The sequence below is a fragment of the Streptomyces malachitofuscus genome (assembly GCF_055571035.1).
Window position 1 is genome coordinate 98,004 of record NZ_JBVIGA010000017.1, and the last position, 21,392, is coordinate 119,395.

The following is a 21,392-nucleotide window of genomic DNA, read 5'->3' on the forward strand; positions in this document are numbered from 1 at the left end:
GGTCATTCCCGCGGGCCGCCGCGCCGTCCCCATCCGCGCCGCCGCCGGTGTCCCCGCCCCCACCCGTCGACGAGCGCGGTGACGAACGCGAGCAGCACCACCGCCGCGAGCGCGAGCCACCAAGCCGTGTCCATGCCCAGACCGTACCGGCGCGCGCGCCACCGCGCGCCCCTCCCGTCACCGGCACGCGCCGCTTCCAGCCGAACCGGTGACAGCACAGGTGAGTTCGCCCACAACGGCCCCTGGTGGAGGAGCGACCACCGGTTTTGCGCCTTACGCTCGACAAACCGCACGACCCCCGTCTCTCCACACCCGCCAGCGGAGGTTTCTGCTTCATGAAGCTCACCGTCGTCGGCTGCTCGGGGTCGTTCCCGTCCGCGGAATCGGCCTGCTCGAGCTACCTCGTCGAGGCCGACGGCTTCCGGCTGCTTCTCGACATGGGCAACGGCGCCCTGGGCGAGCTGCAGCGCCACTGCGGTCTCTACGACCTCGACGCGATCTTCCTCAGCCACCTGCACGCCGACCACTGCATCGACATGTGCGCCTACTTCGTGGCGCGCTACTACCGGCACGACGGCGGCCGCTGCGCCCCGCTGCCGGTCTACGGACCCGAGGGCACCGAGCACCGGCTGACCACCGCCTACGCCGACACGCCCTCGGCCTCCTCCATGAGCGAGGTCTTCGACTTCCACACGGTCAAGCCGTCCACCTTCGAGATCGGCCCGTTCCTCGTGCACACCGAGCGCGTCGCGCACCCGGTCGAGGCGTACGGCATCCGCATCGAACACGGCGGGAAGACGCTCACCTACTCCGGCGACACGGGAGTCAGCCCCGCGCTCGACGACCTGGCCCGCGACGCCGACCTCTTCCTGTGCGAGGCCGCCTTCACGCACGGCAAGGAGAACATCCCCGACCTGCACCTCAACGGCCGTGAGGCGGGTGAGACGGCGGCCCGGGCGGGCGCCCGCCGCCTGATCCTCACCCACATCCCCCCGTGGACCGACCCGCAGATCAACCTCACCGACGCCCGCACGGTGTACGACGGCCCGGTGGGGCTGGCGGCGCCGGGGACGACGTACGAGATCTGACGCACCAACGGCCGGGGCCCCCGGAAGCCGCTCGGCTTCCGGGGGCCCCGGCGTCATGTCCGGCGAGGACGGATCACGCCTTCGTGGTGTCCTCGAGCTCCTCCTCGGGCTCGCGCCCCGGAGTCGGCAGGTTGAACTTGGTGATGGCGAAGCGGAACACCACGTAGTAGATGGCCGCGAACACCAGACCGATCGGGATGATCAGCCATGGCTTGGTCGCCAGGTTCCAGTTGAGCCCGTAGTCGATGGCCCCCGCGGAGAACGTGAAGCCCGCGTGCACCCCGAGCGCCCAGGTGATCGCCATGGACAGGGCGGTGAGCACCGCGTGGATCACGTACAGCAGCGGCGCGATGAACATGAACGAGAACTCGATCGGCTCGGTCACACCGGTCACGAACGACGTCAGCGCGAGCGAGACCATCATGCCCATCACGGCCTTGCGGCGCTCCGGGCGGGCGGCGTGCGCGATGGCGATCGCGGCGGCCGGGAGGCCGAACATCATGATCGGGAAGAAGCCCGACATGAACAGACCGGCGTCCGGGTCACCGGCGAAGAAGCGGTTCAGGTCACCGTGGACGACCTCGCCGGCGGCGTTGGTGAAGTCACCGATCTGGAACCAGGAGACGGTGTTGACGAACTGGTGCATGCCGATCGGGATCAGCGCACGGTTGATCAGACCGAACAGACCGGCGCCCGCGGCACCGAGACCGGTGATCCACTCACCGGCGTCCGAGATGACCTCGCCGATCGGCTCCCAGACCAGGCCGAAGAAGACGCCCATGAGGGTGCCCACGAAGGCCATGATGATCGGGACGAGACGGCGGCCGTTGAAGAAGCCCAGCCAGTCCACGAGCTTCTTGCGGTGGTAGCGCTGCCACAGCACCGCCGCCAGCAGACCCATGATGATGCCGCCGAGGACACCGGGGTTGTTGTAGGTCGCGGCTATGTCCGCGCCGTCCTGCACCTTCGCCTCGGTGACCGGGAAGGCCTTCAGGACGTTGCTGTAGACCAGGAAGCCGACGAGCGCGGCGAGCGCGGTGGAGCCGTCCGCCTTCTTGGCGAAGCCGATGGCGACACCGATGCAGAACAGCATCGGCAGATTGTCGAAGATCGCGCCACCGGCGGTGGCGAAGACGGCGGCGACCTTGTCCCAGCCGAAGCCGTCCGCGCCGAACACGTCCGGCTGACCGAGCCGGAGCAGGATGCCCGCCGCCGGAAGGACGGCGATCGGGAGCTGAAGGCTGCGGCCCACCTTCTGCAGGCCCTGGAACAGGCCGGATCCCCGCTTCTTTGCGGGGGCCGCCGAGTCGGTGGCGGTGCTCATGGTTCCTCCATCGGTGGTGGTCTACACCACTAGTGGTGTAGACCTGTTGTACACGATGAAGGCCACATAAAGGAACCCGTCAATCCCGCGACCGCGAAGCTACGCACCGTGCCCGCCGCGCACCGCCAAACGGAACCGCCGCCGGGCACGCCGAAAAGCCCCCGGACCACAAGATCCGAGGGCTCGAACAGCCGCCTCCAGCCTACGAGATCACGGCTTCGTGGCGTCCTCCACCTCCTCCTCCGGCTCCCGCCCCGGCGTCTTCAGATCGAACCGCGTGATCGCGAAGCGGAAGATGACGTAGTACAGCGCCGCGAAGCACAGCCCGATCGGAATGATCAGCCACGGCCGGGTCGCGAGATTCCAGTTGATGACGTAGTCGATCAGCCCCGCCGAGAAACTGAACCCGTCGTGCACCCCGAGCGCCCACGTCACCGCCATCGAGACGCCCGTCAGCACCGCATGCACCACGTACAACAGCGGCGCGATGAACAGGAACGAGTACTCGATCGGCTCCGTGATGCCCGTGACGAACGACGTCAGCGCCACCGACAGCATCAGCCCGCCGACCTCCTTGCGCCGGCTCGGCCTCGCGCAGTGCGTGATCGCCAGAGCCGCCGCCGGCAGCGCGAACATCATGATCGGGAAGAACCCGGACAGGAACTGCCCCGCCTCCGGATCACCCGCCAGGAACATGTTGATGTCACCGTGCACCACCGTCCCGTCCGGCTTCGTGTACGAGCCGAACTGGAACCAGATCGGCACGTTCAGGAACTGGTGCAGCCCCACCACCAGCAGCGCCCGGTTCGCGACACCGAACACACCCGCACCCCACGCGCCCAGACCGCTCATCCAGTCGCTGAAACTCTCCAGCGCGTCACCGATCGGCGGCCACACCCACAGACACAGCGCCGCGAACACGATCGCCGCGAACGCCATGATGATCGGCACCAGTCGGCGCCCGTTGAAGAAGCCCAGCCAGTCCACCAGCTTCGTCCGGTGGAACCGCTGCCAGAAATACGCCGCCATCAGCCCGATGACGATGCCGCCGAACACCCCCGGATTCTGGAAGGTGAACGCGGTCACCGTCCCCGACCCGTCGGTGACCCGACACCCGACCTGCGGCACCGCCTCCGACCCCTCCGGACAGTCCTCCGGGAACTGACGCAGCACATTGAAATAGACGAGGAACCCCGCCACCGCCGCCAACGCCGTCGAACCGTCCGCCTTCTTCGCCATCCCGATGGCCACACCCACGCAGAACAGCAGCGGCAGCCCCAGCGAACCGTCCAGCAGAGCACCGCCCGCGCCCGCCATCACCTTCGAGACGTTCGTCCAGCCCAGACCGTCGTCCCCGAACACATCCGGCTGCCCCAGCCGGTTGAGGATGCCCGCCGCCGGCAGCACCGCGATCGGCAACTGCAGACTCCGCCCCATCTTCTGCAGACCCTGGAACAACCGGTTCCAGCGTTCACGGGCGGGACTCACCGTAGGCTCGGCATCGGCAGGACGGTCGGTGCTCACATCCGGCCCCTTCGCGGAGAGCGGTCACGACGGGTTTGGCGGCAGTCCACCCGGTGGTGTAGACCAGTGAGGCAGGACGGTTCCGCTGTCGTGACGCCATCCTTCGGCACCCACGACATGACCGCTCGCAAAGATGGGCCAACTGTGGGTTACTGCGACAAAGCGGTTCGGATCAGGGAGAACGAACATGGCCACCAAGGCTGAGAAGATCGTCGCCGGACTCGGCGGCATCGACAACATCGACGAGATCGAAGGCTGCATCACCCGCCTCCGCACCGAAGTCGTGGACCCCGCCAAGGTCGACGAAGCCGCTCTCAAGGCCGCCGGCGCCCACGGCGTCGTCAAGATGGGCAGCGCCATCCAGGTCGTCATCGGCACCGACGCCGACCCCATCGCCGCCGAAATCGAAGACATGATGTGAACCACCCCCGAAACCGGGCGTGAACCACACCTTCAGGGCCCCTCCCCACCACCGCGGAAGGGGCCCTTCCCACAGCTACGACTAGGCTCACCGCCATGTCTCGAATCGACGGCCGCACCCCCGAACAACTCCGCCCGGTCACCATCGAACGCGGCTGGAGCAAGCACGCCGAAGGCTCCGTCCTCGTCTCCTTCGGCGACACCAAAGTCCTCTGCACCGCCTCCCTCACCGAAGGCGTCCCCCGCTGGCGCAAAGGCAGCGGCGAGGGCTGGGTCACCGCCGAATACTCGATGCTGCCCCGCGCCACCAACACCCGCGGCGACCGCGAATCCGTCCGCGGCCGCATCGGCGGCCGCACCCACGAGATCAGCCGCCTCATCGGCCGCTCCCTGCGCGCCGTCATCGACTACAAGGCCCTCGGCGAGAACACCATCGTCCTCGACTGCGACGTCCTCCAGGCCGACGGCGGCACCCGCACCGCCGCCATCACCGGCGCCTACGTCGCCCTCGCCGACGCCGTCACCTGGGCCCAGACCAAGAAGCTCGTCAAACCCGGACGCCGGCCCCTCACCGGCACCGTCAGCGCCGTCTCCGTCGGCATCGTCGCCGGCGTTCCCCTCCTCGACCTCCGCTACGAGGAAGACGTCAAGGCCGACACCGACATGAACGTCGTCTGCACCGGCGACGGCCGCTTCGTCGAAGTCCAGGGCACCGCCGAAGCCGAACCCTTCGCCCGCGACGAACTCAACGCCCTCCTCGACCTCGCCGTCACCGGCTGCACCGAACTCGCCGCCGCACAACGCGCCGCGCTCGACACCGTCCTCGAAAGGTAAAGGACGCCCCAAAACAGGTGGCCGACGCGGAGCAACCGCGCCGGCCACCGCCGCGTCTGAACGAGTACGGGCGCACGGCTCAACCCCGGGCGCCCGGCCGACGATCCGGGCCGCACCGGCCCGACGAGGGAGGGAACGTTCCATGGCCGCGAGCCGCCGACGCCGCACCACAGCCGTCGCCGCCACCCTGGCGGCCGTCGCGCTGACCGCCGGACTCACCACCGGCTGCGACGCCGTCGACAAGGCACTGGACTGCGTCCAGACCGCCGACGCCATCGCCGACAGCGTCACCGACATGCAGCAGGCCGTCGAGAACGCCGGCAACGACGTCACCCAGCTCGAGGAATCCCTCGACTCGATAGACAAGAACCTCACCGAGATCGGCGACAAGACCGACAACGCCGACGTCTCCAAGGCCGTCGAGGACCTCAACAAGGCCGTCGACAACGTCCGCACCTCCATCCGGAACGGCGACGAAACCCCCGACATCAGCCCCGTCACCGACGCGGCAGGCGAACTCACCAAGGTCTGCACCCCGTAACGAAGCAGCGCCCATGGGCCCGGGGATACTGGGCCCATGACCCGCCTGATCCTCGCCACCCGCAACGCCGGAAAGATCGCCGAGCTGCACTCGATCCTCGCCGACGCGGGCCTGCCCCACGACCTCGTCGGCGCCGACGCCTACCCCGACATCCCCGACGTCAAGGAAACCGGCGTCACCTTCGCCGAGAACGCCCTGCTCAAGGCCCACACCCTGGCCCAGGCCACCGGCCTCCCCGCCGTCGCCGACGACTCCGGCCTCTGCGTCGACGTCCTGGGCGGCGCCCCCGGCATCTTCTCCGCCCGCTGGTCCGGCACCCACGGCGACGACCAGGCCAACCTCGACCTGCTCCTGGCCCAGCTCTCCGACATCGCCGACGAACACCGCGGAGCCCACTTCGCCTGCGCGGCGGCCCTCGCACTGCCGGACGGCACGGAGCGGGTCGTCGAGGGCCGCCTGACCGGCACCCTCCGCCACACCCCGGCCGGCACGAACGGCTTCGGCTACGACCCGATCCTCCAGCCGGACGGCGAAACCCGCACCTGCGCGCAGCTGACCCCGCCCGAGAAGAACGCGATCAGCCACCGCGGGAAGGCGTTCAGGGCGCTGGTACCGGTGGTCCGAGAACTGCTGGGCTGAGGGTACGGCAGAGGCTCGGCACCTTCGATGTGAAGGGACCGAGCCTCTTCTTCCTGTGGGCCCGGTGGGACTCGAACCCACGACACACCGGACCTAAACCGGCGCCCTCTTGGCCAGCTGGGGTACGGGCCCGCAGCGGTGCCTACTCTACTGGGCGCTGAGACGGGTACGTCGGCCTCCTCTGCACCACGTCATTGTGACCGCGTGACAGTTCGGACACGGCAACCGGAGATTCTCGCGCCGGTCGTCGCTCCAGTCCCCGTTGATGTGATCGATCTCCAGGGTCATCGGCTTGCCGAGCCACTGCGGTGCAACTCCGCACCCGGCGCACTCCTCGGGGACACCAACATCGCGAAGCGCGCGACGCAGCAGAGTGGTCTTTGTTCGGCGCGTGCCGTCGTGCCGAATCAGGATGTCTTCGGCACGTTTGGCTGTCGGACTTGTTCTGCCGCGCTGGTGTGCCTGTCCGAGGAAGTGCGACGTGTCGATGCCGTCTTCTGCCACCCATTGACGAAACAGCGCGCGCAGTCGGCCATTGCTGGGTCTGCCCAAGGCATCCAGCGCGCCTGCGATGGAGACGGTTCCCGCGACGGCGCTCCGCAGCTCGTCAGCGGTTGGTCTCGGGGGAAAGATTGGCCCCCGCCGTTGGAGCCACACCGGCTCGATTCCGCAGAGTGCGCAGCGCTCCTCCATGCCGAGTTCTTGCATCGCCCTTTTCAGTCGGCTCCCTGGGATGCGTCTGGCGTGATTGGAGGTGTCGTGCACGAGAATTTCCGCAGCGGTCCGGCGGCGCTGGTTGTACCGCTGTCGCTCCGTGCGAGCGGCTGGTGTGAAGTGCGAGGTGTCGATGCCGTAGGTCTTGATCCGACGGGAGATGTTCGTGTGGTGCCCACCGACCGGGTCGAGGCCCAGTCGGCGGAGCACCTGGTTGACGCTCGTCGATACCGCGACCACAGGCTCAAGGATCTCCCTCGTCCACTTTGCTCCCTCACGCTCGAAGTGCGAGACATCCACTCCCAGCTTCCTCATCCGGTCGAAGACATACCGCCGTTTCCAGCTCTTCGGAGCCACCCCCAACCGCTCCAACGCCTCTGTCAACGTCCGTGCCCCCCGAGCCGCCTCTTCCAGCCGCTCCTTGGTGTACGCACTGGCCCCCAGCGAACACCCTCCGTTCCCCAGCCACCTGTTCGTGGCCTCGTACGGAGTAACGAACCGGATATCGGACGGTCACGTACGGAAAGCGGAACGGCCCGTACCGGAATCCCGGTACGGGCCGCTCGGCGGGCTCGGCGAGCTCAGATGCCGAGATCCTTGATGATCTTGGCCACGTGGCCCGTCGCGCGGACGTTGTAGAGGGCGCGTTCGACCCTGCCCTCCTCGTCGACCACGATCGTGGAGCGGATGACGCCCATGTAGGTCCGGCCGTAGTTCTTCTTCTCGCCGTAGGCGCCGTACGCCTCGAGGACCTTCTTGTCCTCGTCGGCGAGGAGGGTGACCTTCAGCGACTCGGCCTCGCGGAACTTGGCGAGCTTCGCCGGCTTGTCGGGGCTGATGCCGATCACGTCGTAGCCGGCGCCCGCGAGCAGCTCGAGGTTGTCGGTGAAGTCGCAGGCCTGCTTCGTGCAGCCGGGGGTGAGGGCGGCCGGGTAGAAGTAGACGATGACCTTGCGGCCCTCGTGGTCGGCCAGGGACACCTCGTTGCCGTCGGCGTCGGGCAGGGTGAAGGCGGGGGCCTCGTCCCCGGGCTGGAGGCGTTCGCTCATCGGTCTGGTCTCCTCGTACGTACGCGCTGCGTGGATCGGGTGCCGGGATCGAGGGTAACCGGGGGTCCTGACGGTGCGCGGCGGCGTGGAGCTGACAGACTGTCCGGCACAGGTACACAGGTATCAGTGGATTTCGGAGGCGGCACGGTGGCGGACACGGCGGACACCAGAACCCCGGCGCAGATCGAGGCGGACATCGAGCGCCGCCGTGCGGTGCTGGCCGAGACCCTGGACGAGATCGGGGTGCGCGTGCACCCGAAGACGATCATGGGGGACGCGAAGGCCAGGGTCGTGTCCAACGTGGACCACACGCTGGGGCGGGCGTACGTCCGCGTGAACAGCGTGGTGAGTGACGTCAAGGGCCAGTTCGTGGACGAGGAGGGCTCGCCCCGGCTGGAGCGGGTCGTGCCGGTGGCGGTGCTGGTGGTGGGCGTCGTGGGGCTGTTGGCCCTGGGGGCGCGGCGGCGTCGGCGTTGACCCCTCCCGCGTGCGTGCGTGGTGAAGACAGGTAGGTTTCAGGACGTGAGCGCCAAGAGACTCGAGAACAGTTCCCACGACAAGCTGCCCATCCGGATGCTGCACGACCGCGTGCTCGTGCGGCAGGACACCAGTGAGGGTGAGCGGCGTTCCGGGGGCGGCATTCTCATTCCCGCGACGGCCGCGGTGGGCCGTCGGCTGGCCTGGGCCGAGGTGGTGGCGGTGGGGCAGAACGTGCGGACCGTGGAGCCGGGCGACCGGGTGCTGTTCGATCCGGAGGACCGGGCGGAGGTCGAGGTGCGCGGTACTGCCTATGTGCTGATGCGGGAGCGTGATCTGCATGCGGTCGCCGCGGACCGCTTCGAGGGTTCTGAGGATTCGACCGGCCTGTACCTGTAGTTCTGAGGTCTGGAGGGGCTGGTGACCATGGTCACCAGCCCCTTCTCCTGTTTTCGGCTACGGTGGAAGCACCCTTGTGGGCCCCGACGAGACGCGCCGTACCGGGGTGAAGGCAAAGACGACGCACCCCCGTTTCCGTTCGTGTCCCGGAGGTGTCTGTCATGGCCTGGGTTCTGCTGGTGGTCGCCGGTCTGCTGGAGGTGGGCTGGGCGGTCGGGATGAAGTACACCGAGGGCTTCACCCGCCTGGTGCCGAGTGTGCTGACCGGCGCCGGCATCGTCGCGAGCATGCTGCTGCTGTCGTACGCGTCCCGCACTCTGCCGATCGGTACGGCCTACGGTGTGTGGGTGGGGATCGGCGCGGCCGGTGCGGCCGTGCTCGGCATGGTGGTGCTGGGGGAGCCGGTGACCGCCGCCCGGATCTTCTTCATCAGCCTGCTGCTGGTCGCCGTGGTGGGGCTGAAGGCGACCTCGGGCCACTGAGGGGGCGCGGGCGGCTCACCAGACCCGGCGGGCGTTTTGGGTGATGGTGCCGGTGAGGCTCCCGGGGCGGGTCTCGTCGTCGCCGTTGGAGTCGCCGTCGCCGGTGCCGTCGCTGCCCGTCCCGGTGCCGCCGTCGGCCGTTCCGTCGTCGCCGCCGGTGCCGCTGTCGCCCGTGGGGTCGCCGGTGGTGGTGCCCTCGTCCTGGCCGCCGGTCGGTCCGTCCTGTGTCGGTTCCTCGGTGTCGTCAGGAGTGCGGTCGCCGGTGTCGTCGTCGTCCGGTGCCGTGCTGCCGTCGTCGGTCGGGTCGCCGGTGCGGGACGGGCCGGTGCCGGCGTCGGAGGGCGGCTGGCTCTCCCAGGCGCCCGGCTGGAGCCGCAGGCTGAACGCCTGGGCGGGCGTGCCTTTCAGGGCCTCGCGGGTGTACTGGCCCCAGATCTCCGCGGGTGCGCCGCCGCCGTTCATGCGGGGCAGGCCGAGGGCGCCGTAGAGGGATTTGTGACCTGCGGTGACGGGGTCCTGGCCCATGACGGCGACGACGGTGGCGAGGTCGGGGGTGTAGCCGGCGAACCAGGCGGCGGTGTCCTCTTCCGCGGTGCCGGTCTTGCCGGCGGCGGGGCGGCCGGCGGTCTGGGCGGCGGTGGCGGTGCCGTTCTCGACGACGCCCTTGAGGACGGCGGTGGTGGTGTCGGCGGCCTGGCGGCTGACGGCCTGGCGGGTGTGGCGTTCGGGCAGTTCGACGGTCTCCTGGCCGTGGGTGACCTTCTCGACCAGTGTGTAGGCGGCGTGCTTGCCGTGGTTGGCGAGGGTGGCGTACGCCTTGGCCATGTCGAGGACGCTGGCGGTGGCGACGCCGAGGGCGATGGAGGGTCCGGCGTCGTCGAGGCTGGGGGTGTCCTTGGACAGGCCCAGGTCGATGGCGGTCTGCCGGACCTTGTCGGGGCCGACGTCGACGGCCATCTGTGCGTACACGGCGTTGACGGACTTGTCGGTGGCTTCGCGGACTGTGATGTCGCCGTAGTCGCGGTGGTCCTCGTTCTCCGGGGCGTAGCGGTCGCCTGGCCAGCCCTGGACGGGGCGTTCGCTGGTGCCGTCGTAGTGGGTGTTGGGTGTGATGCGGCGGCCGTCGTGGGTGCGGGACTTGTTCTCGACGGCGGAGGTGAACACGAACGGTTTGAACGAGGAGCCGACCTGGAAGTCCCGGCGGGTGGCGTTGGGGGTGTACTGCTTGACGTAGTCGATGCCGTTGTACATCGCGACGATCTTGCCGGTCTTGGGTTCGACGGAGGCGCCGCCGGCCCGGACGTAGGTGTCGACCTTGCGGTTCTCGGTGTCGAGCCGGTCCATCAGTTTGTCGTTGACGGCGTCGACGAAGGCGTCCTGCTTGTCCTTCTGGAGGGTGGTGGTGATGCGGTAGCCGCCGGCGTCGAGGGTGGCCTCGTCTACGATGTCGTGGTCGGTCAGGTACTTCTTGACGATGTTCACGATGTAGCCGCGCTGCCCGGACATGCTGGTGGAGAGGGTGGTCTCCTTGGGCATCGGGAACGTCATGCCGGCGCGTTCGCCCTCGCTCAGCCAGCCCTCGTCGACCATGCCGTCCAGGACGTAGTTCCAGCGGTCCTCGACGGTGCCGCGGTTCTCGGGGTGGGTGATGACGTCGTACTGGCTGGGCGCGTTGACGAGGGCGGCGAGGTAGGCGGCGCGGCCGGCGTCGAGTTCGGAGGCGTCCATGTCGTAGTAGGCGTGGGCGGCGGCCTGGATGCCGTAGGCGCCGCGGCCGAAGAAGCTGGTGTTGAGGTAGCCCTCGAGGATCTGGTCCTTGCTCTGGTTCCGGTCGAGCTTGATGGCGATGAAGAACTCCTTCACCTTGCGGGTGACGGTCTGTTCCTGGCGGAGGTAGTAGTTCTTCACGTACTGCTGGGTGATGGTGGAGCCGGACTGTTTGCCCTTGCCGGTGAGGGTGTTCCAGGCGCCGCGGACCATGGCCTGGGGGTCGACGGCGGACTCGGTGTAGAAGTCGCGGTCCTCGGCGGCGAGGACGGCGTGCTGGGCGTCCTTCGAGATCTGGGAGAGGGTGACGTTCTCCCGGTTGACCTCGCCGTCGCGGGCGATGACGGAGCCGTCGGCGTAGAGGTAGACGTTGGCCTGCTGGGTGGCGAGGGTGTTGGCGGCGGGGATCTGCACGACGTGGTAGCCGAGGAAGAAGCCGCCGACGACGAGGAGGCCGGTGACGAGGAAGGCGACGGTCACCATGCGCCAGGTGGGGATCAGCCGGCGCCATCCGGTGCGTTTCGCCCTGCCCTTGCCTCCCGCGCTGCTTCCCGCGCTGCCTTCCGTCTCCCCCTCGGGGGTGTCCGCCGCCTGAGGGTCTCTCGGTGCCCAGCCCGGCTGGGGCCGCTGCGGCTGCGGGTCGTCGCTCATGTCGTGCACGGACTCCTGTTTCGCCTCGTTCGTTCCCGTACGCCGGGTGCGTTCCTCTTATTCAAGACTGTCCCATCCGGCGGCGCCTTCCGCGGCCGCGGCGCGCGTCGCGCACACTTGCGGCTTCTCACACGCATGGCCCTGACGGGCGGCTGTCACACCCGCCCCGGGGGCGGGAAATCGCGTGGCGGGGGGACTCGCGCGCGCACTAGGCTCCTGCGCTTCGGTGCCGGGTGCGGGAGGAAGGGGCGGGCGTGGGCTCGTGGCGGGTGTACCCGGCCGTCGCGGCGGGGGGCTTCCGGCGGTACGCGACCTACCGGGTGGCCACGGCCGCCGGGGTGTTCACCAACACCGTCTTCGGCCTGATCCTGGTCTACACGTATCTCGCGCTGTGGGAGGCCCGGCCGGGTCTCGGCGGGTACGACCAGGCGCAGGCCGTCACCTATGTGTGGCTGGGGCAGGCGCTGTTCGCGATGCTCGCCGTCCAGGGAGGCGGGTTCGAGGTCGAGCTGATGGAACGCATCCGTACGGGTGAGATCGCGGTCGATCTGTACCGGCCGGTCGATCTGCAGTTGTGGTGGCTGGCGAACGACGTGGGGCGGGCGGTGTTCCAGCTGCTGGGGCGGGGCGTGGTCCCGTTCGTCTTCGGCGCGTTGCTCTTCCCGAGCGCGCTGCCCGCGGAGGCCGCGGTGTGGGCCGCGTTCCTGCTCGCGCTGCTGCTGGCGATGCTCGTCAGTTTCGCCATCCGCTATCTGTTCGCGCTGAGCGCGTTCTGGCTGCTGGACGGCCAGGGTGTCGCGCAGGCCCTGATGGTGACGGGACTCTTCTGTTCGGGCATGACGCTGCCGCTGAACGCCTTTCCCGGTTCGCTCGGCGAGGTCGTGCAGGCGCTGCCGTGGGCGGCGCAGCTCCAGGTGCCGGCGGACGTGCTGATGGGGGAGACCGCTCTCCTGGGGGCGTACGTCTTCCAGGCGGCGTGGGCGGTGGCGCTGCTGGCGGCGGGCCGGCTGCTGCAGTCGGCGGCGACGCGGCGGGTGGTGGTGCAGGGTGGCTGAGGCGCCGCCGCACAAGCCTTTTCCGGAGCGCTCCCGGGTGGTGGAGGGGCTGCGGGCGTACCGGATGATCGCCGGGATGTGGATCCGCTCCACCCTGGCCTATCGGGCCTCCTTCGTCCTCACGGTGTGCGGCAACCTGGTGCTGACGGGTCTGGACTTCGTGGCGATCCTGCTGATGTTCTCGCAGGTCGATGCGCTCGGCGGCTGGACGCTGCCCGACGTGGCCCTGCTGTACGGCCTCTCCGCCACCTCGTTCGGGGCCGCCCAGCTGGTGTTCGGTTCGGTGGGCTCCCTGGGGGGCCGGGTGCGGGACGGCTCGTTCGACACGCTGCTGGTGCGGCCCGCACCGGTGCTCGCCCAGGTCGCCGCGGACCGCTTCGCGCTGCGCCGTCTGGGCCGGGGCGTCCAGGGGGCGGCGGTGCTGGGCTGGGCGCTGGTGGCGGCCGATGTCGACTGGACCGTGGTGAAGGTGCTGCTGGTCCCGGTGACACTGGTCTGCGGCGCGGTGATCTTCGGTTCGCTGTTCGTGGCGGGCGGCGCCTTCCAGTTCCTGGCGCAGGACGCCGCGGAGGTGCAGAACGCGTTCACGTACGGCGGCACGACGCTGCTGCAGTATCCGCCGACGGTGTTCGGCCGGGACCTGGTGCGCGGGGTGACGTTCGTGCTGCCGCTGGCCTTCGTCAACTGGGTGCCGGCGGCCCATCTGCTGGGGCGCCCGTACCCGCTGGGGCTGCCGGACGGGTCGGCCTTCGTGGCGCCGCTGGTGGCGGTGGTGTGTGCGGCGCTGGCGGGCGTGGCGTGGCGGGCCGGGCTGAGGTCGTATCGGAGCACGGGGAGTTAGGGGCGGGCATGGCGGACGCGTTCATCGAACTGGACCGTGTCGAGAAGGTCTTCGAGGTGCGCAGGAGGACCGGTTTCCTGAAGCGGGAGCGGCGGCAGGTGCGCGCGGTGGACGCGCTCTCCTTCACGGTGGCGCGCGGGGAGATGGTCGGCTACATCGGCCCCAACGGCGCGGGCAAGTCGACGACGATCAAGATGCTCACCGGGATCCTCACGCCCAGCGCGGGCCGGCTGAGGGTGGCGGGGATCGACCCCTCGCGGGAGCGGACGCGGCTCGCGCACCGCATGGGGGTGGTGTTCGGGCAGCGTACGACGCTGTGGTGGGACCTGCCCCTCATCGACTCCTACCGGCTGATGCACCGCATGTACCGCATCCCCGACGCGCGGTACCGCGAGAACCTTCGGCGGCTGGTCGAACTCCTCGACCTGGGTGAGCTGCTGGACGTGCCGGTACGGCAGCTCTCCCTCGGCCAGCGGATGCGCGGGGACATCGCGGCGGCGCTGCTGCACGACCCGGAGGTGCTGTACCTCGACGAGCCGACGATCGGTCTGGACGTCATCTCCAAGACCAAGGTGCGGGACTTCCTGCGGCAGTTGAACGCCGACCGCGCCACCACGGTGCTGCTGACGACGCACGACCTGCAGGACATCGAACAGTTGTGCTCGCGGGTGATGGTCATCGACCACGGCCGGCTGGTGTACGACGGTGCCCTCGCCGGGCTGCACGAGGCGGGGGAGAGCGAGCGGACCCTGGTGGTCGACCTGGAGCGGGAACTCCCGCCGATCGAGGCGCCGGCCCCCGCGCGGGTGGTACGGGTGGAGGGCCCGCGGCAGTGGCTGGCGTTCCCGGCGTCGGAGTCGGCGGCGGGGCTGGTGGCCCAGGTCGCCGCCCGGTACCCGCTGGTGGACCTGTCGGTCCGGGAGCCGGACATCGAGGCGGTGATCGCGAGGATGTACACCGACCGCGGCGGGATGCCCGTCTCCGAGCCCTCATAGCGGTGTGACGGAGACAACTCGTAGGCTGCTGGGTATGACCGACGACGCAGCCGCACCGGACCTTCGTGCATCGGACGCCGACCGTGAACGGGTCGCCGACATCCTGCGGGACGCCCTGGCGGAGGGCCGCCTGGACATGGAGGAGTTCGGGGAGCGGCTGGACGCGACCTACGCCGCGCGCACGTACGGGGAGCTGGCGCCGATCACCCGTGACCTGCCGGGCCCGGGGACGGCCGTCGCGCCCTCCGTCTCGCTGACGAAGGACCCGCAGCCGGCCGGCGACTGGGCGGGCCGGATCGTCGGCGACGGCGACGCGGGGACGTCGACGTGGGCGGTGGCCGTGATGTCGGGCTTCCAGCGCAAGGGCCACTGGACGGCCCCGCGCCGCTTCAACTGCTTCGCCTTCTGGGGCGGCGGCGAGATCGATCTGCGCGAGGCGTACTTCGCGGACCGGGAGATCGTGATCAACGCGGTCGCGATCATGGGCGGGGTGGACATCATCGTCCCGCCGGGCGTCGAGGTCGTCGTGCGCGGCGTCGGCATCATGGGCGGCTTCGACCATCGCGAGGAGGGCGTCCCCGGCGAGCCCGGCGCGCCCAGGGTGATCGTCACGGGCCTGGCCTTCTGGGGCGGCGTGGGCGTCCAGCGCAAACTCCCCCGCGCGGAGAAGCAGCGCCTGCGCGAGGAACGCCGCCAGGAGAAGCTGGAACGCAAGGAAGAACGCCGCCGCGAACTGGAGTCGTCCCGCCGGGACCACCTGAACCTCCACGACGACCTGCACAGACAGCGCGCCCCGCGCAGCCAGGAAGACCGCTGAGCCCCTCCGCCACACCCCGTCGTGCCCGCCCACCCAGGCCGTCCCGGGCATCCCGTCGTGCCCGCCCACCCAGGCCGTCCCGGGCATCCCGGCGTGCCCGCCCACCCAGGCTGTCCCGGGCATCCCGTCGTGCCCGCCCACCCAGGTAGTCCCGCGCATCATGGCGTTCCCGCCGACCTCGGGCTTTCCGCCCACCCCAGCCTTCCCGCCCATCCCCCGAGTCCGGCACAATCCAGCCCCTCCGGCGTTTGAGGAGCGGGGGTCCGGGGGCAGCGCCCCCGGGGACGGGACGGGAAGGGGCGGCGGGGGCGAAAAGAGCCCAGCCTCACAGCCGCGCCGGAGCCCCGCCCTTCAGCGCGTCCAGGTCGAAGGCCTCAGCCATCCGCGTGTACCCGCGGTCACTCGGATGCAGATGATCCCCGGAGTCGTACACCGCCCGGAACCGCCGCGGATCGTACGGATCCCGCACCGCCGCGTCGAAGTCGACGACCGCGTCGAAGACACCCCCCGCCCGGATCTCCGCGTTGATCCGCTGCCGCACGGCCTCCCGCGCCTCCGTATATCCCCGATGCCCCCCGAACGGCATCAGCGTCGCCCCGACCACCTTCAGCCCTCGCGCATGCGCCCGCGCCACCAGTGTCTCCAGCCCCGTCAGGACCCGCTCCGGAGGAATGGCGCCCGGCGTCCGCAGGATGTCGTTGATGCCGAGCACGATCACCACGGCCTTGACGTTCGTGCGCCCCAGCACGTCCCGCTCGAAACGGTGCAGCCCGCTGGGGTTCTCGGCCGGCCGCCCGAGCCCGTCGGTCAGCACCTGGTTCCCGCTGATCCCCTCGTTGACGACGCTGTACCGCGGCACGTCCCGCCCGGCCGCCTGCGCCGACCGCAGTCGGTCGGACAGCACGTCCGGCCAGCGGTTGTTCGCCCCGGCCGTCGAGGTGATCCCGTCGGTCAGCGAGTCGCCGAGGACGACGACCGTCCCGTCCGCCTCGTCGCTCAGCACGTCCAGCGCGGTCACGTACCGCCAGACCGAGCTCCGCCCGGTGTACGCCGCCCCGCTCACGTCCCGGGTGTGCTCGCCCTCGGCGACGTACGAGATCTGCCGCGCGTGCGGGTGGTAGGTGACGGGCCCGGACCCGGTGGGGGAGTAGGTGGTGATCAGCACGTCCCCGTCGTGCGGCACCCGGATGCGCACGACGTCGCTCATCACCTGTCCCCCGGCGGGGACGACGACCGACGGGCGCCCGCCGAACACCAGCGGCCGCATGCTCTCCGTGACCGCCGCCGCGGTGCCCGGCCCGGCGGAGACGGCGATCGAGGCGCGGGAGACGGTCAGCGGCGACTGCCCGTAGAGGTTGGACAGCGTGACACGGGCACTCGTACCGCCGGCGCTGGTGTGCACGACGTTGCGCACGGAGCGGCCCGCGAGCCCCTTCAGCTCGGTGCCGGGCTCGCCGCCGACCGGGGAGGTCGCCCAGGAGGCGACCCAGGTGCCGGTGGAGGCGGGTGCCGCAGGGTTGTTCCGGGCGCCGCCCGCGCCGGCGAGGGTGTCGCGGTTCTTCGTACCGTCGTCGGCGGCGACACCGACGTAGATGGCGGCGGAGACCGCCATGATCGCGGCGACGATCGCGGCGAGCAGGGCGCGCTGCCTGGCGGGAGGCGTCACCGCGCCCCCGTCACGACGACGGGTCATGCTGTTCTGCTCTCCTCGGGAGACGGGAGTTCGATGCTCCGATCCGATGAACCCATGATGAGCCATGGGCCGGGAAGACCGACGGGAGGGATCCCTTAGGTGATCCCCCGGGACAATCCCCCTCCGGACAGACGCCGGGAACTCCTGTTCCGTTCCAGGAGTCGGTCAGGAAGGGACAATGTGTGAGGGATCACCGAGCGGGTGGAGCGGATGGAACGGGCTGAAACGGAACATACGTCACAAAAGACGGGAGCGGCGGGACCGGCCGGCACCGCGGACCGGACCGCCGAAGGGCAGGATGCCCGCCCCGCCGCGTTCACCAACCGCGCGATGAACACGTTCAGCCCCGCGGACGAGGAGAAGCGGCGCGGAGTGCGCCGGATGAAGCTCACCGCCACCGGTCTGCTGCTGTTCGTCGCCCTGGTCTACGTCCTCGCCAAGTGGGCCTCCCATCAGGGCGCCGGCGCCTGGGCGGGTTATGTCGCCGCCGCGGCCGAGGCGGGCATGGTCGGCGCGCTCGCCGACTGGTTCGCCGTCACCGCCCTCTTCCGCCACCCCCTCGGCCTGCGCATCCCGCACACCGCGATCATCCCCACCAAGAAGGACCAGCTCGGCGTCTCCCTCGGCGAGTTCGTCGGCGAGAACTTCCTCTCCGAGGACGTCGTACGGCAGCGGCTGCGCGCCGTCGGCATCGGCAGCCGGCTCGGCGCCTGGCTCGCCGTCCCCGAACACGCCGACCGGGTCACCGCCGAGCTGTCGACCGCCCTGCGCGGCGCGCTGACCGTGCTGCGCGACTCCGACGTCCAGGCGGTGGTCGGCGAGGCCATCACCCGCCGCGCCGACGCCCAGGAGATCGCCCCCGGCATGGGCAAGATGCTGGAGCGGATCGTCGCCGACGGCGGCCACAAACGCGCCGTCGACGTCATCGTCGCCCGCGCGCACGACTGGCTGGTGCTGCACAGCGACACCGTGATGGACGCCGTCCACGGCGGCGCCCCCGGCTGGACGCCCAAGTTCGTGGACCGCAAGGTCGGCGAGCGTGTCTACAAGGAACTGCTGCGCTTCGTCACCGAGATGCGCGACATGCCCACCCACCCCGCGCGCGGCGCCCTCGACCGCTTCCTCACCGACTTCGCCACCGACCTCCAGTCCGACAGCGACACCCGCGCCCGGGTCGAACGCCTCAAGGGCGACATCCTCGGCCGCGGTGAGGTGCAGGACCTGATCGCCTCCGCGTGGACCGCCGTACGGTCCATGATCGTCTCTGCGGCGGAGGACGAGCGCAGCGAGCTGCGGCTGCGCCTGCGGGCCTCGCTGCTCTCCCTCGGCGCGCGCATGTCGCTCGACCCGAAGATCCAGGGCAAGGTCGACGGCTGGCTGGAGAGCGCGGCGGTGTACGTGGTGACCACGTACCGCAAGGAGATCACGTCCCTGATCACGGACACGGTGGCGAGCTGGGACGCCGAGCACACGACGAAGAAGATCGAGGCGAACATCGGCCGTGACCTCCAGTTCATCCGCATCAACGGCACGGTGGTCGGCTCGCTCGCCGGTCTGCTGATCTACACGGTGTCACGGGCCCTGGGGGCGTAGCGCGTCGCCCAGGTGCGGGCCCGCTGTGGCCGATCGCGCAGTTCCCCGCGCCCCTGGCGAGTCACAGCGAACGGTGACGACAACACCCCCAAAGGGCCGCGGAGAACCACGCGCTCACGCCCCCAGGGGCGCGGGGAACTGCGCGCCCAGCCCCCACGCTCCCGCACAAGCCCTCGGCGTCCCGCCCCCCCCCAGGGGCGCGGGGAACTGCGCGACCAACCACGACGCACCGTCAGAACACCACACACCGCAACCCGGGGTTGTAAGGCGGGTGGGCGTGAGAACGCCCACCCGGGGGCACACGACGGAGGTTCGCTTCGCCAGGGAGGGAGCCCATGACCACCGCGCAGGTCGAGTCCGGCCGCACCATCACCACCAGCATCCCCGCCCGCCTGGACCGCCTGCCGTGGTCCCGCTGGCACTGGTCGATCGTCATCGGCCTCGGCACCGTGTGGATCCTCGACGGCCTGGAGGTCACGGTCGTCGGCAACATTGCCAGCCGTCTGTCCGAACCCGGCAGCGGACTGCCCATCACCTCCGGCGAGGTCACCGGCATCGCCGCCGCCCTCTATGTCGCCGGAGCCTGCTCGGGCGCCCTCTTCTGGGGCCGCCTGACCGACATCTGGGGCCGCAAGAAACTCTTCATGATCACGCTCGCGGTGTACCTCGGCGCCACCGCCCTCACCGCGATCGCCTTCGACACCTGGTGGTTCTTCGCCTTCCGCTTCCTCACCGGCTTCGGCATCGGCGGCGAATACGCGGCCATCAACTCCGCGATCGACGAACTGATCCCGGCGAAGTACCGGGGCCGCGTCGACCTCCTCATCAACGGCAGCTTCTGGCTGGGCGCGGTCGGCGGTTCCCTGCTGTCGATCGTCGCCCTCGACACGTCGCTCTTCCCGGCGAACGTCGGCTGGCGGCTGACCTTCGCCCTCGGCGCCGTACTCGCCCTGGTCATCCTCCTGGTGCGCCGTCATGTGCCCGAGAGCCCGCGCTGGCTGCTGATCCACGGCCGCGAGGAGGAGGCGGAACGCATCGTCGGCGACATCGAGCGACGCGTCGAGGCCGAGCGCAAGGAGCCGCTGCCGCGCCCTGAGGGCGAGCTGACCATCAATCAGCGCAGGCGGACCACGTTCACGGAGATCGCCCGCACGGTCTTCGCCAAGTACCGCAAGCGCTCGGCCCTCGGCTTCTCCCTCTTCATCGGCCAGGCGTTCCTCTACAACGCGATCACCTTCGGCTTCGGCGCCATCCTGACCACGTTCTTCGACGTCCCCTCCGGCAACTCCGGCTACTACTTCGCCGTCATCGCACTGGGCAACTTCATGGGCCCGCTGCTGCTGGGCAAGCTGTTCGACACCGTCGGCCGCCGCGTGATGATCTCCGGCACCTATCTGCTCTCCGGCCTGCTCCTCTTCGGCACGGCCTGGCTGTTCGACCGCGGCTCGCTCGACGCCGCCACGATGACGGCCTGCTGGTGCGCGGTGCTCTTCTTCGCCTCGGCGGGCGCGAGCAGCGCGTACCTGACGGTCTCCGAGGTCTTCCCCATGGAGACCCGCGCGATGTCCATCGCCTTCTTCTACGCCATCGGCACCGCCGCCGGCGGCATCAGCGGCCCGCTGCTGTTCGCCGAGCTCACCAGCACCGGCAAGGTCGGCGACACGGTCCTGGCGTTCCAGATCGGCGCCGGCCTGATGTGCGCGGCGGGCATCGTGGCCGCGCTCCTGGCGGTGAAGGCGGAACGCCGTTCCCTGGAGGACATCGCCACTCCGCTGTCGGTGACGGGAGCGAAGCCGGTGACTGCGGTGAAGTGACGGGGCGGTAGGCGCATGTCGGCCAGCGGCTGATGAGATTGGGCCAGAGGCCATTGAAAGTGCAACTACACCCTTGTTGTGGTGTGTCACGTGCGTGAGGCTCATTGACGGCGACCGGCCCCGGAGTGTTCGGGTCGGCCGGCATGTCGCATCACCTCACGAATCACGCACTTGACCTGGAGGTAACGATGACAGCACGCCGACGTGGGGCCGGAATGCTCCTCGGCCTGTCCTCCGCCCTGACGCTCTCCTTCCTCGGCGCGTCCCCGGCGTCCGCATCGAGCGCGACGTGGACTCTGGAAGCGCAGGGGCAGGAGATATGCGTCCCCGGCGCGTATGGCTGGACGGGCGTCCCGGCTCCGGTGGCCGGAAGCTGGTCGAGCGACATCAAGGTCGGCATCCGCGACCTGCCGGGTGAGAACTCTCAGATGCTGGCCGGCTCCACCATCGCTCCGGGGGTGAACGAGCGTGACGCCGACGGCAACCTGGCCCGTAACGGCATGGTCTTCATGTCTCTGCTGCCCGCTCCGCTCGGTGAGTACACCGCCGAGATCTACGCCACCGACGGCACCCACACCGAGACCGACACGCTGAAGATCGTCTACAGGGCACGCTGCTGACAGGCCCCCGAAGGGCCGTGAGCAGGGGTGCCCGTGTGCGTCCGGCGCACATGGG

At 69.8% G+C, this 21,392-nt stretch carries 22 protein-coding genes, 1 tRNA gene, 1 pseudogene and 1 riboswitch; of the genes and pseudogenes, 15 read left to right on the forward strand and 9 right to left on the reverse strand.

The features are described 5' to 3' along the window. Positions 1 to 2 precede the first annotated feature (2 nt). Positions 3 to 134 carry a hypothetical protein gene (locus ACZ44S_RS24240; protein ID WP_466932386.1) on the reverse strand — a complete coding sequence of 44 codons (132 nt, stop codon included), beginning with the start codon at positions 132 to 134 and terminating at the stop codon, positions 3 to 5. 201 nt (positions 135 to 335) lie between these two features. On the opposite strand from ACZ44S_RS24240, the gene ACZ44S_RS24245 reads away from it, so the two are divergent. Continuing rightward, positions 336 to 1,088 (forward strand): MBL fold metallo-hydrolase, encoded by a 753-nt coding sequence (locus ACZ44S_RS24245; protein ID WP_466932388.1) that lies wholly within the window; start codon positions 336 to 338, stop codon positions 1,086 to 1,088. A gap of 73 nt (positions 1,089 to 1,161) precedes the next feature. Here the strand turns inward: ACZ44S_RS24245 and ACZ44S_RS24250 are convergent, their stop codons facing one another. Together ACZ44S_RS24250 and ACZ44S_RS24255 are read right to left on the reverse strand one after the other, a co-directional pair. Continuing rightward, the gene (locus ACZ44S_RS24250) at positions 1,162 to 2,412 is read right to left on the reverse strand and encodes a PTS transporter subunit EIIC (RefSeq protein WP_466932390.1); all 1,251 of its coding nucleotides are present in this window, start codon (positions 2,410 to 2,412) and stop codon (positions 1,162 to 1,164) included. Between the two features lie 210 nt (positions 2,413 to 2,622). Next, a complete protein-coding gene (locus ACZ44S_RS24255; protein WP_466932392.1) occupies positions 2,623 to 3,936 on the reverse strand; it encodes a PTS transporter subunit EIIC in 1,314 nt (437 codons plus the stop codon). A 187-nt stretch (positions 3,937 to 4,123) separates the two neighbouring features. Here ACZ44S_RS24255 and ACZ44S_RS24260 point away from each other — a divergent pair, with 187 nt between their 5' ends. The 4 genes from ACZ44S_RS24260 (at position 4,124) to rdgB (ending at position 6,370) form a co-directional block, all read left to right on the forward strand. Further along, positions 4,124 to 4,357: a PTS sugar transporter subunit IIB gene (locus ACZ44S_RS24260; protein WP_037931958.1), complete on the forward strand. Its 234-nt coding sequence runs from the start codon at positions 4,124 to 4,126 to the stop codon at positions 4,355 to 4,357. A gap of 95 nt (positions 4,358 to 4,452) precedes the next feature. Continuing rightward, positions 4,453 to 5,190, forward strand: coding sequence for a ribonuclease PH (rph, locus tag ACZ44S_RS24265; protein WP_466932394.1), 738 nt, complete (start codon positions 4,453 to 4,455; stop codon positions 5,188 to 5,190). A gap of 142 nt (positions 5,191 to 5,332) precedes the next feature. After that, the gene (locus ACZ44S_RS24270; RefSeq protein WP_466932396.1) at positions 5,333 to 5,731 is read left to right on the forward strand and encodes a hypothetical protein; all 399 of its coding nucleotides are present in this window, start codon (positions 5,333 to 5,335) and stop codon (positions 5,729 to 5,731) included. A gap of 36 nt (positions 5,732 to 5,767) precedes the next feature. Beyond that, positions 5,768 to 6,370, forward strand: a complete 603-nt coding sequence (rdgB, locus tag ACZ44S_RS24275) for an RdgB/HAM1 family non-canonical purine NTP pyrophosphatase (protein ID WP_466932398.1) — start codon at positions 5,768 to 5,770, stop codon at positions 6,368 to 6,370. Between the two features lie 56 nt (positions 6,371 to 6,426). Here the strand turns inward: rdgB and ACZ44S_RS24280 are convergent. The 4 genes and pseudogenes from ACZ44S_RS24280 to bcp form a co-directional block, all read right to left on the reverse strand. Next, positions 6,427 to 6,502: transfer RNA gene (locus tag ACZ44S_RS24280), tRNA-Leu, on the reverse strand. Between the two features lie 15 nt (positions 6,503 to 6,517). Beyond that, entirely contained in the window at positions 6,518 to 7,027 is a 510-nt protein-coding gene (locus tag ACZ44S_RS24285) for an HNH endonuclease signature motif containing protein (RefSeq protein ID WP_466932560.1), read from the reverse strand. After that, a pseudogene (locus ACZ44S_RS24290) lies at positions 7,001 to 7,528 on the reverse strand (HNH endonuclease); the annotation flags it as partial. The pseudogene ACZ44S_RS24290 and the gene ACZ44S_RS24285, both read right to left, overlap by 27 nt. Positions 7,529 to 7,665: 137 nt before the next feature. After that, positions 7,666 to 8,133: a thioredoxin-dependent thiol peroxidase gene (gene bcp / locus ACZ44S_RS24295; RefSeq protein WP_466932400.1), complete on the reverse strand. Its 468-nt coding sequence runs from the start codon at positions 8,131 to 8,133 to the stop codon at positions 7,666 to 7,668. A gap of 147 nt (positions 8,134 to 8,280) precedes the next feature. Between bcp and ACZ44S_RS24300 the strand changes: the two genes are divergently transcribed. The 3 genes from ACZ44S_RS24300 (at position 8,281) to ACZ44S_RS24310 (ending at position 9,491) form a co-directional block, all read left to right on the forward strand. Then, on the forward strand, positions 8,281 to 8,610 hold the full coding sequence (locus ACZ44S_RS24300; RefSeq protein ID WP_466932562.1) for a DUF3618 domain-containing protein: 330 nt from the start codon (positions 8,281 to 8,283) through the stop codon (positions 8,608 to 8,610). A gap of 96 nt (positions 8,611 to 8,706) precedes the next feature. Next, the gene (locus ACZ44S_RS24305) at positions 8,707 to 9,009 is read left to right on the forward strand and encodes a GroES family chaperonin (RefSeq protein ID WP_199293027.1); all 303 of its coding nucleotides are present in this window, start codon (positions 8,707 to 8,709) and stop codon (positions 9,007 to 9,009) included. Positions 9,010 to 9,075: 66 nt separating this feature from the next. Next, a riboswitch (guanidine-III (ykkC-III) riboswitch) is annotated at positions 9,076 to 9,137 on the forward strand. A gap of 33 nt (positions 9,138 to 9,170) precedes the next feature. Continuing rightward, positions 9,171 to 9,491: a DMT family transporter gene (locus ACZ44S_RS24310; protein ID WP_466932403.1), complete on the forward strand. Its 321-nt coding sequence runs from the start codon at positions 9,171 to 9,173 to the stop codon at positions 9,489 to 9,491. Between the two features lie 15 nt (positions 9,492 to 9,506). On the opposite strand, the gene ACZ44S_RS24315 is transcribed toward ACZ44S_RS24310, so the two are convergent. Continuing rightward, a complete protein-coding gene (locus ACZ44S_RS24315) occupies positions 9,507 to 11,909 on the reverse strand; it encodes a transglycosylase domain-containing protein (protein WP_466932405.1) in 2,403 nt (800 codons plus the stop codon). A gap of 254 nt (positions 11,910 to 12,163) precedes the next feature. Between ACZ44S_RS24315 and ACZ44S_RS24320 the strand changes: the two genes are divergently transcribed. From ACZ44S_RS24320 to ACZ44S_RS24335, 4 genes are all read left to right on the forward strand, one after another. Beyond that, positions 12,164 to 12,964 (forward strand): ABC transporter permease, encoded by an 801-nt coding sequence (locus ACZ44S_RS24320; RefSeq protein WP_466932407.1) that lies wholly within the window; start codon positions 12,164 to 12,166, stop codon positions 12,962 to 12,964. A 64-nt stretch (positions 12,965 to 13,028) separates the two neighbouring features. After that, positions 13,029 to 13,805 (forward strand): ABC transporter permease, encoded by a 777-nt coding sequence (locus ACZ44S_RS24325; protein WP_466932564.1) that lies wholly within the window; start codon positions 13,029 to 13,031, stop codon positions 13,803 to 13,805. An 8-nt stretch (positions 13,806 to 13,813) separates the two neighbouring features. Further along, positions 13,814 to 14,800, forward strand: coding sequence for an ABC transporter ATP-binding protein (locus ACZ44S_RS24330; RefSeq protein ID WP_466932409.1), 987 nt, complete (start codon positions 13,814 to 13,816; stop codon positions 14,798 to 14,800). Positions 14,801 to 14,834: 34 nt separating this feature from the next. Then, the gene (locus ACZ44S_RS24335; RefSeq protein ID WP_466932411.1) at positions 14,835 to 15,617 is read left to right on the forward strand and encodes a DUF1707 SHOCT-like domain-containing protein; all 783 of its coding nucleotides are present in this window, start codon (positions 14,835 to 14,837) and stop codon (positions 15,615 to 15,617) included. 325 nt (positions 15,618 to 15,942) lie between these two features. Here ACZ44S_RS24335 and ACZ44S_RS24340 read toward each other — a convergent pair whose 3' ends face one another. Then, a complete protein-coding gene (locus ACZ44S_RS24340) occupies positions 15,943 to 17,310 on the reverse strand; it encodes an SGNH/GDSL hydrolase family protein (RefSeq protein ID WP_466932413.1) in 1,368 nt (455 codons plus the stop codon). A gap of 201 nt (positions 17,311 to 17,511) precedes the next feature. Here ACZ44S_RS24340 and ACZ44S_RS24345 point away from each other — a divergent pair, with 201 nt between their 5' ends. The 3 genes from ACZ44S_RS24345 (at position 17,512) to ACZ44S_RS24355 (ending at position 21,337) form a co-directional block, all read left to right on the forward strand. Beyond that, positions 17,512 to 18,903 carry a DUF445 domain-containing protein gene (locus tag ACZ44S_RS24345; protein WP_466932415.1) on the forward strand — a complete coding sequence of 464 codons (1,392 nt, stop codon included), beginning with the start codon at positions 17,512 to 17,514 and terminating at the stop codon, positions 18,901 to 18,903. Between the two features lie 335 nt (positions 18,904 to 19,238). After that, positions 19,239 to 20,717: an MFS transporter gene (locus ACZ44S_RS24350; protein WP_466932417.1), complete on the forward strand. Its 1,479-nt coding sequence runs from the start codon at positions 19,239 to 19,241 to the stop codon at positions 20,715 to 20,717. A 188-nt stretch (positions 20,718 to 20,905) separates the two neighbouring features. Then, positions 20,906 to 21,337, forward strand: a complete 432-nt coding sequence (locus ACZ44S_RS24355; RefSeq protein ID WP_466932419.1) for a DUF5980 family protein — start codon at positions 20,906 to 20,908, stop codon at positions 21,335 to 21,337. Positions 21,338 to 21,392: the final 55 nt, after the last annotated feature.

Coding starts and splice junctions, on each gene's coding strand:
- ACZ44S_RS24330 (WP_466932409.1), top strand. CDS start 13,814: ATGGCGGACGCGTTCATCGAACTGGACCGTGTCGAGAAGGTCTTCGAG.
- ACZ44S_RS24245 (WP_466932388.1), top strand. CDS start 336: ATGAAGCTCACCGTCGTCGGCTGCTCGGGGTCGTTCCCGTCCGCGGAA.
- rph (WP_466932394.1), top strand. CDS start 4,453: ATGTCTCGAATCGACGGCCGCACCCCCGAACAACTCCGCCCGGTCACC.
- ACZ44S_RS24315 (WP_466932405.1), bottom strand. CDS start 11,909: ATGAGCGACGACCCGCAGCCGCAGCGGCCCCAGCCGGGCTGGGCACCG.
- ACZ44S_RS24350 (WP_466932417.1), top strand. CDS start 19,239: ATGACCACCGCGCAGGTCGAGTCCGGCCGCACCATCACCACCAGCATC.
- ACZ44S_RS24250 (WP_466932390.1), bottom strand. CDS start 2,412: ATGAGCACCGCCACCGACTCGGCGGCCCCCGCAAAGAAGCGGGGATCC.
- ACZ44S_RS24260 (WP_037931958.1), top strand. CDS start 4,124: ATGGCCACCAAGGCTGAGAAGATCGTCGCCGGACTCGGCGGCATCGAC.
- ACZ44S_RS24270 (WP_466932396.1), top strand. CDS start 5,333: ATGGCCGCGAGCCGCCGACGCCGCACCACAGCCGTCGCCGCCACCCTG.
- bcp (WP_466932400.1), bottom strand. CDS start 8,133: ATGAGCGAACGCCTCCAGCCCGGGGACGAGGCCCCCGCCTTCACCCTG.
- ACZ44S_RS24340 (WP_466932413.1), bottom strand. CDS start 17,310: ATGACCCGTCGTCGTGACGGGGGCGCGGTGACGCCTCCCGCCAGGCAG.
- ACZ44S_RS24310 (WP_466932403.1), top strand. CDS start 9,171: ATGGCCTGGGTTCTGCTGGTGGTCGCCGGTCTGCTGGAGGTGGGCTGG.
- ACZ44S_RS24355 (WP_466932419.1), top strand. CDS start 20,906: ATGACAGCACGCCGACGTGGGGCCGGAATGCTCCTCGGCCTGTCCTCC.
- rdgB (WP_466932398.1), top strand. CDS start 5,768: ATGACCCGCCTGATCCTCGCCACCCGCAACGCCGGAAAGATCGCCGAG.
- ACZ44S_RS24335 (WP_466932411.1), top strand. CDS start 14,835: ATGACCGACGACGCAGCCGCACCGGACCTTCGTGCATCGGACGCCGAC.
- ACZ44S_RS24325 (WP_466932564.1), top strand. CDS start 13,029: ATGATCGCCGGGATGTGGATCCGCTCCACCCTGGCCTATCGGGCCTCC.
- ACZ44S_RS24305 (WP_199293027.1), top strand. CDS start 8,707: ATGCTGCACGACCGCGTGCTCGTGCGGCAGGACACCAGTGAGGGTGAG.
- ACZ44S_RS24240 (WP_466932386.1), bottom strand. CDS start 134: ATGGACACGGCTTGGTGGCTCGCGCTCGCGGCGGTGGTGCTGCTCGCG.